The sequence below is a fragment of the Bradyrhizobium sp. PSBB068 genome (genome assembly GCA_016839165.1).
In the GTDB taxonomy this organism is placed as follows: Bacteria; Pseudomonadota; Alphaproteobacteria; order Rhizobiales; family Xanthobacteraceae; genus Bradyrhizobium.
Map to the genome: position 1 here is coordinate 6053022 of CP069300.1, position 13776 is coordinate 6066797.

Genomic DNA, 13776 nt, shown 5'->3' on the forward strand with positions numbered 1-13776 from the left:
CCTCAATCCGGCTTCGTCATGAACGCGGCGAGCGCGTCGCGGTCGGCTTGCGGCATGGTCAACCCGAGCTTGGAGCGGCGCCACAGTATATCATCGGGAAAGCGGGCCCATTCCTTCTGCATGAGGTAACGCACCTCGGCACCGGTCAGTTCAGCACCAAAGGCGGGACCAAGATCGGCCTTCGCTTTGGCGTCCCCCAAAACGTCCTTCACGTTCAACCCATAGGCGGCCACCAGCCGGCGCGCCTGCGCCTCGCTGAGGAAGCGCCAGTGGTCGCGCGCGATGTCGACCTCGGTCTCGAACCGTTGCCAGGCGAATTCGCCGCCCGGCAATGGCGCGGTCGCGGTCCAGCGCGGCGTCATCGGATGGAACCGCGTGAACTTCGACACCGCCCGCTCGGCACGCCACCGCGCGGTTGTCACGTCGCCGCCGAACATCGTGAGCAGCGGCGCCTTGCCGCGCCCGAAATCGAGCGACGCAGCGCCATCGCTTCTGTGCCGGCGCGCGGGCGCAATAACGGAATTGGCGGCGGAGATCGTCCGCAGCACATCGACCGGGGCGATCTGCTCGCGAAAATAACGATTGGCGGCGTCGCAGAGATAGGCCACTTCCCGCACGCCCATCGCGACAATGGCGGGATCGCCCTTGAAGGCATGCGTGATGCTACCGATCAGGGTGAAGTCGCGCTCATAGGGACTGGCGAAAATCAGCTGCCCGTCGGGGTTCTGGAACGCATAGACATTGTCGCAATCGAACAGGCGGCGCACCACGATCTGGCTGATCTGGACGGTCGCGAGCGGCGGCGCCGGCACGCGCAGCACGGTGTCGGCAACGGAGGCGGTCCATGCGCCGGTGGCGTTGACCAGCGATCGCGCCGTGATCACCCGCCGATAGCCGCGATCGATCGCGACCAGCCGCCAGGTCTCGCCGCGCTCGGCCCGGGTCACGCGCGCACCGGTGCGGATCTCGGCGCCGCGCGCCGCCGCGTCGACGGCGGTGAGCACCACCAGCCGGGAATCGTCGGCGACGCAGTCGGAATATTCGAACGCAGTTCCGAACGGCCGTTTCAGCGCATGGCCGACCGGATGGTGGGTGACGTCGAGGGTTGTCGAGCGCGGCAGGCCGCTGCGCGAAGCCAGCCGCTCGTAGAGCAGCAGCAACGACCGCAATTGCCAGGGCGGCCGTTCCTCGGCATGCGCCGGGATCACGAAGCGCGCCGGCCGCACCAGATGCGGCGCGATCCGCAGCAAGACGTCACGTTCCCTCAGCGCGCGCCGGACGCGGAAGAACTCCCGCCGTTCCAGGCCGGCCAGGTCGCCGTGGACCAGCCGCGGCGAGGCCTGCGACGCGCCGGAGCCGAGATCGCCCTGCTCCAGCAGGATCACGCGCAGGCCGCGGCCGGCCGCATCACGAGCCACGCTCGTGCCGTTCAGGCCACCGCCGATGATCGCGACGTCATAGTCCGCCATGCCAACGGCTATCGCATTTCAATGCGAACGAAATACGTGTTCGCACAAAAAATGCGTCACGGCGCAGCCCCAATCGAAGCAAAGAACTGTTCCGGCCCATCGACCTCGATCAGCTTCTTGCCTTCGATCACCCAGAACCGGTTGGCCACCGTCCGCACGAACTGGCGGTCGTGCGACACCAGGAGGCAGCTGGCCTGCCACTCCATCAGTTCCTCCTCCAGCGCCTCCTGGCCCTCGATATCGAGGTGGTTGGTCGGCTCGTCGAGCAGATAGAAGTTCGGCTGGGTCAGCCGCAGCACCAGCATGCCGAGACGCGCCTTCTGCCCGCCCGACAACCGCCCGATCGGACGGCCCTGCATCTCGATCGAGAGGCCTGCGCCGGCGAGCAGGCCGCGGGCCCGCTGATCGCCGACCTCGAAGCGCCGCGTCAGCATGCGCATCGGCGTGTCGCCATCCCTGAGATCGGCCAGCCCCTGGTCGCAATAGCCCAGCACCAAGGACTCGGTGGCCCGGATCGCCGCGACGGCCGCCTCGGGGGTCCCGATCGCGAGCCGCAGCGCCGCGACGAACCGGGTCTTGCCGGCGCCGTTCGGCCCGAGCAGCGCGATCCGGTCGCCCCTGCAGATGAACTGCTGGCCGGTCCTGAACAGCGGCCTGCCGTCGGGAGTGGCGACTTCAGCGTTGTTCAGCCTGATCAGAACCTTGGCATGGGTGTCGCGGTTGGCGAGCCGGATCGTCCCAGCGGATCGCTCCATATGCGCCGGCTTCGCCGTCTCCTCCAATTTCTCGGCGCGCTGCTTCAATTGCTTGGTCTTCGACAACAGAAGGTCGCTGCCGGAATTGATGCCGAGATTGTTGAGCTTCGCGGCCTGCTGCCGAAGCTGCCGGACCGCCTTCATGTCGCGCTGATAGCGCCGCTCGTCGGAGGCATCGAATTCGTCGAGCGCAGCGCGCGCCGCGGTGTAGGGCAACGAGAACAGCTGCGACCGCTCCGGACGCAGGAACAGCGTCCGGTTGGTGGTCGCATCGAGAAAAGCGCGATCGTGGCTTGCGATCACCACCGGCATTTCACGCGGCAGCGTGTTCAGCCAACTCTCGAGCCGGCCAATCTTGGCGAGGTCGAGATGGTTGGTCGGTTCGTCGAGCAGCAGCAGGTCCGGCTCGGTCACCAGCGTGCGCGCCAGCATGGCGAAGCGCAGCCAGCCGCCGCTCAATTGCTTGAGCGGTCTTGCCCACAGTTCCTCGGGCACCTCGAGCGATTGCAGGGCGACGTCGACCCGCCAGCCTTCGCTGCCGCGTTGCTCGGCGAGCAGCGCGTCGAGGACGGCGGCATGGAACGCCCTGTCCAGCAGGCTCAGTGGCGCATCCTGCTCGACGTGGCCGACGGTCAGGCCGCGCGCGCGGGTGATGTCGCCTTCATTGGGCTCCATCGCGCCTGCGATACAGCGCAGCAGCGTGGATTTGCCCCGGCCGTTGGCGGCCACGAGGCCGATCCGGTCGCCGGCATTGACGGCGAAATTCAGTTCGGAGAACAGCGGCGCGTTCAGCGTCACGCCGAGATTGCGTATGTTGATGAGGGACACGGTCAATTCTCTGGTCTTGCCGGCGAACACGGCATCCGGGCATCCAGCCATCGGATGTGCGTGTCGGAGCGCGGCGAGGAATTCAAATGCGACACGAACTCTCAAGTTCGACGCCGCACGGCCACGAAGGGCAGACCAGGAAGAGATTTTAGTCGAGTTTCCGGTCAGCCCTGCAAACGCATCTGCAGGGCGTTGACGGGGCCACGCTTGAGGTGGGGATCAGTGAATCTCGCCACGACGCAGCCCTCCTTTCTCGGCAAAAAAGTTGTGGTGCGCCGAGATTTATCCGGACGCGCAACCGATGGCAAGCGCAGCCGGCGGGGCCGGCCTGACGGGTCAGGCGGATTTACCCGGCTTTGCGCACGGTTTCGGCCAACCGGTCGCCGCCGACCAGCGCGGCAAATTGACCGATCGGAGCCGGCCGGCCGATCAGATAGCCCTGCACCGCGTCGCAGCCTTCCTCGGCAAGGAAGGCGAGTTGGGCCTCGGTCTCGACGCCTTCGGCGACGATCGACATTTCAAGGCCGTGGCCGAGATCGATCACCGCGCGCACGATCGCGGCCGATTGCGGATTGCGGCCGAGATTGATGACGAAGGCGCGGTCGATCTTGATCTTGTCGAACGGAAACGCCTGCAGATAGCTCAGCGAGGAATAGCCGCTGCCGAAATCATCCATCGAGATGCGCACGCCGAGCGCCTTCAGCCGGCGCAGCAGCGACAGGCCGCGGTCGAAATCCTCGATCAGCACACCCTCGGTGATTTCGAGCTCGAGGCGATCGGGCGTCAGCCCGGTCTCGAGCAGGATCGAATGGACCAAGCCGACGAGGTCGCCATGGGTGAATTGCGCCGGCGACAGGTTCACCGCGACCTGCATCGGAACCGTCCAGGAGGCCGCCTCGCGGCAGGCTTCGCGAAGGATCCATTCGCCCATCTCGACGATCAGGCCGCTCTCCTCCGCGAGCGGGATGAAGTCACTGGGCGGCACGAAGCCGCGCACCGGATGGTGCCAGCGCGCCAGCGCCTCGAAACCGATGATCTGGCTGCCCGCAACGCTCGCGCCAGCGACCGCCTGCGGCTGGTAGTAGAGCGACAACTCGCCGTTCTTGATCGCGACCGACAATTCCTGATGCAGCACCCGGCGATCGCGGATCTGCTGGTCCATCTCGGGCTCGAAGATCGAGATCGTGCCGCGCGACTTCGCCTTGGCGCGGAACAGCGCCGCGCCCGAATTGGCCAGCAGCGAGGCGGCGTCGGATCCATTGTGCGGGAACACAGCGATGCCGGTGGTGAGCCCGGTGCGCACCGATTTGCCGTCGATCAGGAAATCCTGCCCGAGCGCCTCGCCGGCCTGCTCGGCCAGCGCGATGCCGGCGACCGGCTGCCGGCCGTCGATGATGAGGCCGAATTCGTCGCCGGACAGCCGCGCGACCACGCCGCCGCGTGCCACGGCCTGCAAACGCTGCGCGACCTCGATCAGCACCTTGTCGCCCATCGCATGGCCGTAGACGTCGTTGATCTCCTTCAGCCCGTCGAGATCGACGCAGAGCACGGCGAACTCCTCGTCGGTGCCGTCGCAGGCCTCGATCATCTGGGTCAGCGCCTGCAGGAAGGCTGAGCGGTTCGGCAGATCGGTCAGGCCGTCATGATAGGCCATGTGCGCCATCCGCGACTCGGTCTGGCGCCGGTCGGTGACGTCCTCGTGGGTCTTGATCAGATATTGCGGCTCGCCGCTATCATCGAGCACGGTCATGCGGCGGGTCAGGAACAGCCGCAGGCCGTCCTTGGTCGAGATCGGGTGCTCCTCGGCGATCATGCTGCGCTTCCTGATCGCGGCCTCGTCACGGGCGACGATCAGCTTGGCTTCGCGCGCGTTGAAGATGTCGGACGCGGTGAGGCCCGCGGCATCCTCGCGGCGGCGGTTGAGGATCGTTTCGGCGCTGCGGTTGGCCAAGAGGTAGCGGCCGTCGCTGACCCGCTGCACGATCAGCGAGACCGGGATGTTGTCGACCACGAGCTCGAGGAATTTCTTGTTGTTCTCGAGCTCGCGCGACAGCGAGCGGCGGTCGGTGACGTCCTCGAACAGCGCGATCAAGAACTCCGGCTCGCCGGCTTCGTTGCGGGCGATCACCCGGTTCGACGCCAGGATGCGCTTCTCCGCACCGCGTTCGACGGAGAACTCGCTGCGATGATAGCCTTCCGGTGCGTTCAGCGCCGCGCGGTCGGCCGTGTCGATGCTGACGGCGGTCTCGGGGCGGAAGATCTCGTCGGCGCGCTTGCCCACGATGTGATCGCGCGAGAAGCGCGAGAAGCGCTCGAACGCGCGGTTGGCGAAGATGTAGCGGCCGTCCTCGATGTTCTTGGCCGCGACGCAGACCGGCACGTTGTCGAGCACGGATTCGAGGAACTGGGTGGTCGAGGCGAGCTTGCGCGACAGCTTGCGCTGGTCGGTGCAGTCGAGATGGGTCGCGACCGAGCCGCCGTTCGGCAGCGGAAAATATCGCACCAGCACCGATCGGCCGCCGGGCAGCTCGGTGACCATCCCCTCGGGCGTCGCGGCCCGCGCAAAGAAATCCTCGGCGCTGACGTCGAGCACGCCGCGGTCGCGGCGCAGCTCCAGCAGTTCGGTGCCGGTCATGTGGCGCCGGATGTCGGCCCGCGACAGGCCGTAGATATCGAGATAGCGGTCGTTGCAGAACACGATCCGCTCTCGCGCATCGGTCATCACCACGCCCTGGTTCAGATGGTTGAGGGCCGACGAGACAAAGGCGTTGCGCCGCAATTGCGCGCGCTTGGCCTTGCGCAGGGCGGAGAGCACCCAGAGCCCGATCGCACCGAGGAACGAGGCAACCACCACGCTGCCGATCAGGAGCTCCCAGACCACGCCGGGATCGAGGTCACCGAGATAGGTCGAGGGCGCAAAGGCGGCGGAGGCGGCCCGGGCTGCACCGAACGGCACGACGGCGGCGACCAGGCAAAGGACGGCCCTTGCCGGAATCCAATTCTTCCCGCCCGCCTGCCACTTCCTGCCAGCCATCGATCACCCGCGGATTTCCGGGGCGAGTGTCCGGTTCCGGCGGTTTGGATCGGGTAAACGCGTAGGGCTGCAACCGGGAAATGCCGCTTAATATACGGCAATTGCCCTGACATGATTAATGCTCCACTAACAGGGCATGGCTCCCCAACTAATTGAGATGGCGCAAACACTTGCCGAATGCGATCGGATCGGCAGAACGATGTTGGCGGCAACGGCCAGGGCATGGCTGCGCGGAAATATTCGGACCTGAAGGACAAGATGGACAGGGTTGATTGCGTGATCGTCGGTGCGGGGGTGATCGGCCTCGCGGTGGCGCGCCGGCTGGCACAGGCCGGCCGCGAAGTGATTGTGATCGAGGAGGCCGAAGCGATCGGCACGGTGACCTCGTCGCGCAACAGCGAGGTGATCCACGCCGGCATCTACTACAAGGCCGGCAGCCTGATGGCGCGGATGTGCGTCAGCGGCAAGCGGGCGCTGTACCGCTACTGCGCCGAGCACGGCATCCCGCACAAGAATTGCGGCAAGCTGATCGTCGCCACAACAGCGGCGGAGACCGAGAAATTGCAATCGATCCGGGCTCATGCCGCGGCCAACGGGGTCGACGACATGCAGCTGTTGTCCGGCGCGGCGGCGCGTGAGCTGGAGCCGGCGCTGAATTGCGACGCGGCGCTGCTGTCGCCCTCGACCGGGATTATCGACAGCCATGCTTACATGCTGGCGCTGCGCGGCGACGCCGAGGCGGCCGGGGCGGCGTTCGCCTTCCATACCCCGCTGCTGCACGCGCGGGCGACGGCCAACGGGTTCGAGGTCGAAGCCGGCGGCGCAGCGCCGATGACGCTCGCCTGCGATCTCCTGGTCAATGCCGCCGGCCTCGGCGCGACGGCGATCGCGCGCAATGTCGAGGGCATGCCGATCGATTTGATTCCAACGGCTTATCTGGCCAAGGGCAATTATTTCAGTTGCAGCGCCAGGGCGCCGTTCTCGCACCTGATCTATCCGGTGCCGGAGCCCGGCGGGCTCGGCGTGCACCTGACGCTCGACATGGCCGGACAGGCACGGTTCGGCCCCGACGTCGAGTGGATCGATCGCATCGATTATGCGGTCGACCCGGCTCGCGCCGAGCGGTTCTATCCGGCGATCCGAAAATACTGGCCGACCCTGCCGGATGGCGCGCTGATGCCGAGCTATTCGGGAATCCGGCCCAAGATCGTGCCGCCGGCGGTGGCGACCCAGGATTTCCTGATCCAGGGGCCGACCGATCACGGCGTCGCCGGCCTGATCAACCTGTTTGGGATTGAATCGCCCGGGCTGACGTCGTCGCTCGCGGTCGCCGACCACGTCGGCGAGCTGGCAGGGCTCTGAGCAAATGCAGCAAACCCTCCCGAGGGAGACGCGCTTCCGCGCTCATCCCTCGGTGAAAGGCCAGATTATTCGCTAGTTTGCGGGGACGGTGACTTAGTGGACCGTGTCGTCGGTGGAGAGTCTCAACCGTTCGATCTGGTCCTTGACCATGAGCTTGCGGCGCTTCAGCTCGCAAATGTGCAGGTCGTCTACGGAGGGGTGAACGAGCGCTTCGTGCAGTTCGTTCTCGAGTATTTTGTGCTTACGCTCCAGCTCAACGAGATGGGCCTGTATTGCCATTGCGAACACTCCTCGGTGCGTTAAACCTCAGGTTCGATCCGGACTCCTGAGTGTACACAAGTGGGCGGCGCTGTCGATGGGGGACGCGAAATGCCGCACGCACGCATTTCGGTTTATCTGTAACCAATCGTGACTATGGAACCGGTCCGGCTTGCGCAGCGCGCCCGCAGGGAGGATATTCCGGCGAGCGGCTGCTTCGGCCGCAACAACCTCGTCGTGCTTACCAGTCAATACGCAACCATGAACGATCAGGATGAGCGCGAACTCCTCTCCGAGCTTGCGCGTCTGCAACAAGAGCACCGCGACCTCGATGCCGCGATCGACGCGCTGCATCAGTCGCCAGCGCCGGATCTCCTGATGCTGCAGCGCTTGAAGAAGCGGAAGCTGCAATTGCGCGACCGCATCGCCTTCATCGAAGACCAGATCACGCCCGACATCATCGCCTGAGGCGCGCCAGCCGGGTTCGGCGGCCCGCCGGTTCAGGTCGGTCGGGGGTTTTCCCCGTCATCCACAGCACCCGGCCGGCTTCACGTTCGCGGCAACGGACGCGGGCGCGGTTTTCGGCGCTTGACTCCAAAAGAACAAAATAAGAACATACTGACGCAGCCTCCAGCCAGCCATCAGAGGGAGTTTCGCCATGTCCGCACCGCCTTCCCTGCCCGAGCACACCCACTACGAGAAGGCCTGCGACCAGGCGATCGCGATGTGCGACGGCAACCTGCGCAGCACCATCAAGGCGCTGATCATGGCCAACGAATATCTGGAAGCCGAGCTCGAGGAATTGCAGGCCGCGATCACGGCCGGCTGCGTGCCGGCGCGAACCCAGTTGGCGAGCGACGCGGCAAGCGACGCCGCCTGATCTCCGGGAGTACGGCAATGGCTGACGTGACCTATTACGTGGCACTGCCCTTCATGCAGGACGAGGACGGCACGCCGGTCGCCGGCAGCGGCGAGGAATGCCAGAGTTCGGCGATCGCCATGCGCCGGGCGGAAACGATGTCGCGGATGCCCGGCAGCATCGGCGCCGTCGCGTTCAGCCGCACCGGCGATCCCGCGATCGGCGAATTCGGCGATGCCAAGCTGCTGCGCGCCTACGGCAACGTGCCTGAAGATCTCAGCGCGCTGTAACCGCTGGGGATGACGGCCTCGAGAGTTCACCTCTCCCTTGGGAGAGGTCGAGGTGAACCGAGACCGCGCCAGGCCGATTCAACCAAAACTCATCCTGCTCTGGGATTCTCTTAGGACTCATGGCGCCGCTGCGCCTTGCGGACATACATCGCACGGTCGGCCTCATCGAGAACGCGGTCGACATCGGAATGCGCGGTGATGATCGCAACGCCTGCGGAGGCGCCCGCGGAGACGCGGCTGCCACGGAACACGAAGCTCAGGCGATCGATCGCGTCTTCCAGCGCAGCCGCCTTGGCACGCGCGTCAGTCTCACTGAGATTCCACAGCAGCACCGCGAACTCGTCGCCGCCGAGGCGGCCGATCACGTCGGAGGCACGTATCTGGTCCGATATCGCGGCAACGATCGTCTTCAGCACCTCGTCGCCGGCCGCGTGCCCGAAGGCATCGTTGATCGGCTTGAGGCGGTCGACGTCGAGCACGATCAGCGCGCCGGACGCCTGATAGCGCTTGATGAAGGAGAGCGACCGGGCGAGCTCGCGCTCGAAGCCGCGACGATTGAAGATGTCGAGCAGGAAGTCGGTCTCGGCCGAGGTCTGCAGCTCCTCGATCCGGGCCTGGGCCCGCGCCAGCTGCGTCCGCAACCTGCGGATGGTGGATTTATCGCTGGAGGCCACCGCGCCTCGCGTGGAGGCTTCGGTTCCAGCCGCCTTGGTTCCAGTCGCCTTGGTTCCAGTTCTGCCCGGCCCCGGGTTGCGCGCGGCGGGCGCGCTTTTTCGTCGCTTTGCGGCCCCTGAGGCGGCCGCCGTGGTCTTTTTCTTCATGCGCATCCTTGTTGAGGCCTGCTTATGAAGGCTTGCCGGGATTCACCAAGACAGGATAGTCCATTCTGACTCCCTTGCCACGCCTTGGATGAGAACCGGGCCGTCCCTATAATCGGCCTATGCTTTTGGATTCCTGCACAGAATTGAAGAGATGACCGCTCCGATCGCCATCATCATGGGAAGCCAGTCCGACTGGGAAACCATGCGCCATGCCGCCGAGACCCTGGCCGCGCTGGGTGTTGCCTGCGAAACGCGCATCGTTTCGGCGCACCGCACCCCGGATCGGCTCTTTGCCTTTGCCAAGGGCGCCAAGGCGGCCGGTCACAAGGTGATCATTGCCGGCGCCGGCGGCGCCGCCCACCTGCCGGGCATGACGGCCGCGCTGACGGAGCTTCCGGTGTTCGGGGTTCCCGTGGAGTCGAAAGCGCTGTCCGGCGTCGATTCGCTGTACTCGATCGTGCAGATGCCGGCCGGCATCCCGGTCGGGACGCTGGCAATCGGCAAGGCGGGTGCGATCAATGCCGCGCTGCTCGCGGCGAGCGTGCTCGCGCTCAATGATCCTGCACTCGCGGCCCGCCTTGCAGTATGGCGCAAGGCGCAGACCGATGCGGTCAAGGAACACCCGGAGGCCTCGGCGTGACGGCTTCGAACCCTGTGAAGCTGAAGCCGGGCGACACCATCGGAATCCTCGGCGGCGGACAATTGGGCCGCATGCTGGCGATGGCCGCAGCGCGCCTCGGGCTGCGCTGCCAGGTGTTCTCGCCGGATCCGGACTCGCCGGCCTTCGACGTGGTGCAGCACGCCACCTGCGCGGAATATGCCGACGTCGAGGCGCTCGAGCTGTTCGCCAACGACGTCGACGTCGTCACCTATGAATTCGAGAACGTGCCGGCCGCGACCGCAATGGTGCTTGCCGCGCGCCGCCCGGTGCTGCCGGCATACAAGATCCTCGAGACCACGCAGGACCGCCTTATCGAGAAGGATTTCGTCAGCAAGCTCGGCATTGGCACCGCCGATTATGCCGACGTCTCCTCTGTCGCCACGCTGCGCGCCGCGATCGAGCGGATCGGCCTGCCGGCCGTGATCAAGACCCGCCGCTTCGGCTATGATGGCAAGGGCCAGGCCATCATCCGCGCCGGCGACGACATCGAACAGGTCTGGGACGACCTCGGCACCAAGTCGGCCATTCTCGAAGCCTTCGTGCCGTTCGAGCGCGAGATCTCGGTGATCGCGGCCCGCTCCGCGTCCGGCGAGGTCGAGTGCTTCGACGTCACCGAGAACGAGCATCGCGATCACATTCTGAAATTTTCACGGGTGCCGGCCGCGATCCCCGAGGAGCTTGCCGCGCAGGCGCGCGCGATCGCCGAAAAGATCGCATCCGCACTCGACTATGTCGGCGTGCTTGCGGTGGAATTGTTCGTGGTGCCCGGCAATGGCAGCAAAGCGACGGTGCTGGTCAACGAGATCGCGCCGCGCGTGCACAATTCCGGCCACTGGACGCTCGACGGCGCCTCGATTTCACAATTCGAGCAGCACATCCGCGCGATCGCGGGCTGGCCGCTCGGCAAGCCGGTGCGCCATGGGGAGGTCACCATGACCAACCTGATCGGCGACGACATTCTGAGCTACGAGCAGTGGCTCACCGTTCCCGGCGCGACCGTGCATCTGTACGGCAAAGGCACGCCGCGCCCGGGACGCAAGATGGGCCACGTCACCGAAGTGACGCCGCCGCGCAAGTCATAGCCGATTGAGACCTGCTGGTGTCCCGAATCCCACGTTCGCATCATTTAAGTTGAACTGGTTTGACCACGGCTGCGGTTCACCTCTCCCCGACGGGGAGAGGTCGATTTGCGCAGCAAATCGGGTGAGGGGCCGCAGCTCTAACGAGAGACCGTAATCCCTCACCCGGCGCTACGCGCCGACCTCTCCCAAGGGAGAGGTGGACTCGGCTGCCGCTCTACACCAACCTAATCGCATCACGCTCTGCACGAAAATGGGATCGTGAGGCTCACGATCCCATTCGCCAATCACATCACGCAGTCTTGACGCCGGCGACGACGCCGGTCGGCTCGTCGCTGAGCCAGCGATAGATCACGCCGCCGAGCGCACCGCCGATCAAAGGCGCGACCCAGAACAGCCAGAGCTGCCCCAGCGCCCAGCCGCCGACGAACAATGCCGGACCGGTGCTGCGCGCCGGGTTCACCGAGGTGTTGGTGACGGGAATGCTGACGAGATGGATCATCACCAGCGCGAGGCCGATGGCGAGCGGCGCGAAGCCGGCAGGCGCCTTGCCGTGGGTCGATCCCATGATGATGAACAGGAACATCATGGTCATCACGACCTCCATGATGAAGCAGACCACCATGCTGTACTGGCCGGGTGAATGCGCGTCATAGCCGTTGGAGGCGAAGCCCTTGCTGACATCGAAGCCGGGCGCACCGCTGGCGATCACATAGAGCAGCCAGGCCGCGACGATCGCGCCGATGACCTGCGCGATGATGTAGGGCAGCACCTGGCCGCCGGGGAAACGCCCGCCTGCGGCGAGCCCGACCGTCACCGCCGGATTGAGGTGGCAACCGGAGATGTGGCCGATCGCGTACGCCATGGTCACCACGCTCAACCCGAAGGCCAATGACACGCCGACCAGGCCGATCCCGACCTGCGGAAAGCCGGCCGCAATGACAGCGCTGCCGCAGCCAGCGAATGTGAGCCAGAACGTACCGATCAGCTCGGCCGCGTATTTCTTCATATCCATGTGGCATCTCCCCTATTTCCAATGTCCGGGTTATCCAAAACTCCGGGAACGGCCTCGATCCTGGCGCCAAACCACCCAAATCAGGGCCGCACAAAGGCATTTTCGCCCCATTTCGTGGCTTTACTAGGCCCGAAAGTCACTCGACCGGTGGACATCTGCGCGTTTGTCTGATACATGCGCGCGCCTAGGGTTAAGAAGCAGGCCTTTTGCCGCCCCTTTACCCCGCCAGAATTCCGAACCGATCAATTCAAAAGAGGATGCCGCGTGCAGGTTCTCGTCCGCGATAACAATGTCGACCAAGCCCTGAAGGCGCTGAAGAAGAAGATGCAGCGCGAGGGCATTTTCCGCGAGATGAAGCTCCGCGGTCACTACGAAAAGCCCTCTGAGAAGAAGGCCCGCGAAAAGGCCGAAGCCGTGCGCCGCGCTCGCAAGCTGGCGCGCAAGAAGCTGCAGCGCGAAGGCCTGCTGCCAATGAAGCCGAAGCCGGTGTTCGGCGCTGGTCCCGGTGGCGACCGCGGCGGCCGTCCCGGTGGCGCTGGCGCTGGCCGCGGCCCCCGCTGAACCGTTTTGCCGATCTGGAAGTCTAACAGCGCGGGCCATGGGCCCGCGTTGTCGTTTTGATGCAAAGCCGCGTTCCGGGGCACCCATGCAAGATTACCGGCAAGAGCATTTTGCATGACGGATGCTCGGGCACCCCGCACTGGCTTTCCCGCACCATTCGACCGCAGTCGCGCGGCGCAATCCATCATCATCGCAATGGTTCTCGGCCTGCCGCTCGGGGGCTGCTCTTTCGACCTCGGCTCATGGGGCTTGGACGACAAGCCGAAACCGGCTGCTGCCGCCGCCGGCAAGCCGGCTGCCGACACCATCACGCCACAGGACATCAGCAGCGCCAGGGATCACGTCACGCGCGGCCAGGTGCTGGCGCGTTCCGGCAAGATCGACGAGGCGCAGGCGGAGTTCGAGCAAGCGCTGACCGCCGACCCCTACAACATCCAGGCGCTGTACGGCCGTGGCCTGATCTACCAGGGCCGCGGACAGCATCAGCAGGCGATCGACGATTTCACGGCGGCCAGCGGGCTGTCGCCGCAGAGGGCCGAACCCCTGGTCGGCCGCGCCACCAGTTACCTTGCGCTCGACAAGGCCAAGCAGGCCGCCACCGACCTCGATGAGGCGGTGCAGGCCGATCCCAACAATGTTGCGGCGTGGAGCGCCCGCGGCCAAGCCTATGAGCGGCTCGGCGACAAGGCCAAGGCGGCAGCGTCCTACAACCGCGCGCTGGCGCTACGGCCCGGCGACGGCAACGCGCGCAGCGGGCTGGTGCGCACGGGCGGATAAGGCCTGA

The 13776-nt window shown here is 65.7% G+C and carries 14 protein-coding genes; 8 read left to right on the forward strand and 6 right to left on the reverse strand.

Features of this window, described 5'->3' with window-relative positions; all coding sequences use genetic code 11:
* Nucleotides 1–2: 2 nt before the first annotated feature.
* The 3 genes from JQ507_28220 to JQ507_28230 form a co-directional block, all read right to left on the reverse strand.
* Entirely contained in the window at nucleotides 3–1469 is a 1467-nt protein-coding gene (locus JQ507_28220) for a glycerol-3-phosphate dehydrogenase (GenBank protein QRI68751.1), read from the reverse strand.
* Nucleotides 1470–1525: 56 nt separating this feature from the next.
* Complete coding sequence (locus JQ507_28225; GenBank protein QRI68752.1) at nucleotides 1526–3052, reverse strand: ABC-F family ATP-binding cassette domain-containing protein; 1527 nt, start codon at nucleotides 3050–3052, stop codon at nucleotides 1526–1528.
* 346 nt (nucleotides 3053–3398) lie between these two features.
* On the reverse strand, nucleotides 3399–6086 hold the full coding sequence (locus tag JQ507_28230) for an EAL domain-containing protein (GenBank protein ID QRI68753.1): 2688 nt from the start codon (nucleotides 6084–6086) through the stop codon (nucleotides 3399–3401).
* A gap of 222 nt (nucleotides 6087–6308) precedes the next feature.
* Between JQ507_28230 and JQ507_28235 the strand changes: the two genes are divergently transcribed.
* Entirely contained in the window at nucleotides 6309–7448 is a 1140-nt protein-coding gene (locus JQ507_28235) for an NAD(P)/FAD-dependent oxidoreductase (protein ID QRI73552.1), read from the forward strand.
* Nucleotides 7449–7541: 93 nt separating this feature from the next.
* Here the strand turns inward: JQ507_28235 and JQ507_28240 are convergent, their stop codons facing one another.
* Nucleotides 7542–7727: a DUF465 domain-containing protein gene (locus tag JQ507_28240; protein QRI68754.1), complete on the reverse strand. Its 186-nt coding sequence runs from the start codon at nucleotides 7725–7727 to the stop codon at nucleotides 7542–7544.
* A 240-nt stretch (nucleotides 7728–7967) separates the two neighbouring features.
* Here JQ507_28240 and JQ507_28245 point away from each other — a divergent pair, with 240 nt between their 5' ends.
* The 3 genes from JQ507_28245 (at nucleotide 7968) to JQ507_28255 (ending at nucleotide 8855) form a co-directional block, all read left to right on the forward strand.
* The gene (locus tag JQ507_28245; protein QRI73553.1) at nucleotides 7968–8174 is read left to right on the forward strand and encodes a DUF465 domain-containing protein; all 207 of its coding nucleotides are present in this window, start codon (nucleotides 7968–7970) and stop codon (nucleotides 8172–8174) included.
* Nucleotides 8175–8364: 190 nt separating this feature from the next.
* Nucleotides 8365–8586 (forward strand): hypothetical protein, encoded by a 222-nt coding sequence (locus tag JQ507_28250; GenBank protein ID QRI68755.1) that lies wholly within the window; start codon nucleotides 8365–8367, stop codon nucleotides 8584–8586.
* Between the two features lie 17 nt (nucleotides 8587–8603).
* Complete coding sequence (locus JQ507_28255; protein QRI68756.1) at nucleotides 8604–8855, forward strand: hypothetical protein; 252 nt, start codon at nucleotides 8604–8606, stop codon at nucleotides 8853–8855.
* A gap of 110 nt (nucleotides 8856–8965) precedes the next feature.
* Here JQ507_28255 and JQ507_28260 read toward each other — a convergent pair whose 3' ends face one another.
* Nucleotides 8966–9682 carry a GGDEF domain-containing protein gene (locus tag JQ507_28260; GenBank protein QRI68757.1) on the reverse strand — a complete coding sequence of 239 codons (717 nt, stop codon included), beginning with the start codon at nucleotides 9680–9682 and terminating at the stop codon, nucleotides 8966–8968.
* A 145-nt stretch (nucleotides 9683–9827) separates the two neighbouring features.
* Here JQ507_28260 and purE point away from each other — a divergent pair, with 145 nt between their 5' ends.
* Together purE and JQ507_28270 are read left to right on the forward strand one after the other, a co-directional pair.
* Nucleotides 9828–10316 (forward strand): 5-(carboxyamino)imidazole ribonucleotide mutase, encoded by a 489-nt coding sequence (purE, locus tag JQ507_28265; protein ID QRI68758.1) that lies wholly within the window; start codon nucleotides 9828–9830, stop codon nucleotides 10314–10316.
* The gene (locus tag JQ507_28270; GenBank protein QRI68759.1) at nucleotides 10313–11419 is read left to right on the forward strand and encodes a 5-(carboxyamino)imidazole ribonucleotide synthase; all 1107 of its coding nucleotides are present in this window, start codon (nucleotides 10313–10315) and stop codon (nucleotides 11417–11419) included. The genes purE and JQ507_28270 overlap by 4 nt, the downstream gene beginning before the upstream one ends.
* 289 nt (nucleotides 11420–11708) lie before the next feature.
* Here JQ507_28270 and aqpZ read toward each other — a convergent pair whose 3' ends face one another.
* The gene (gene aqpZ / locus JQ507_28275; GenBank protein ID QRI68760.1) at nucleotides 11709–12431 is read right to left on the reverse strand and encodes an aquaporin Z; all 723 of its coding nucleotides are present in this window, start codon (nucleotides 12429–12431) and stop codon (nucleotides 11709–11711) included.
* A gap of 264 nt (nucleotides 12432–12695) precedes the next feature.
* Between aqpZ and JQ507_28280 the strand changes: the two genes are divergently transcribed.
* Together JQ507_28280 and JQ507_28285 are read left to right on the forward strand one after the other, a co-directional pair.
* Entirely contained in the window at nucleotides 12696–12992 is a 297-nt protein-coding gene (locus tag JQ507_28280; protein QRI68761.1) for a 30S ribosomal protein S21, read from the forward strand.
* Between the two features lie 195 nt (nucleotides 12993–13187).
* A complete protein-coding gene (locus JQ507_28285) occupies nucleotides 13188–13769 on the forward strand; it encodes a tetratricopeptide repeat protein (GenBank protein ID QRI73554.1) in 582 nt (193 codons plus the stop codon).
* Nucleotides 13770–13776: the final 7 nt, after the last annotated feature.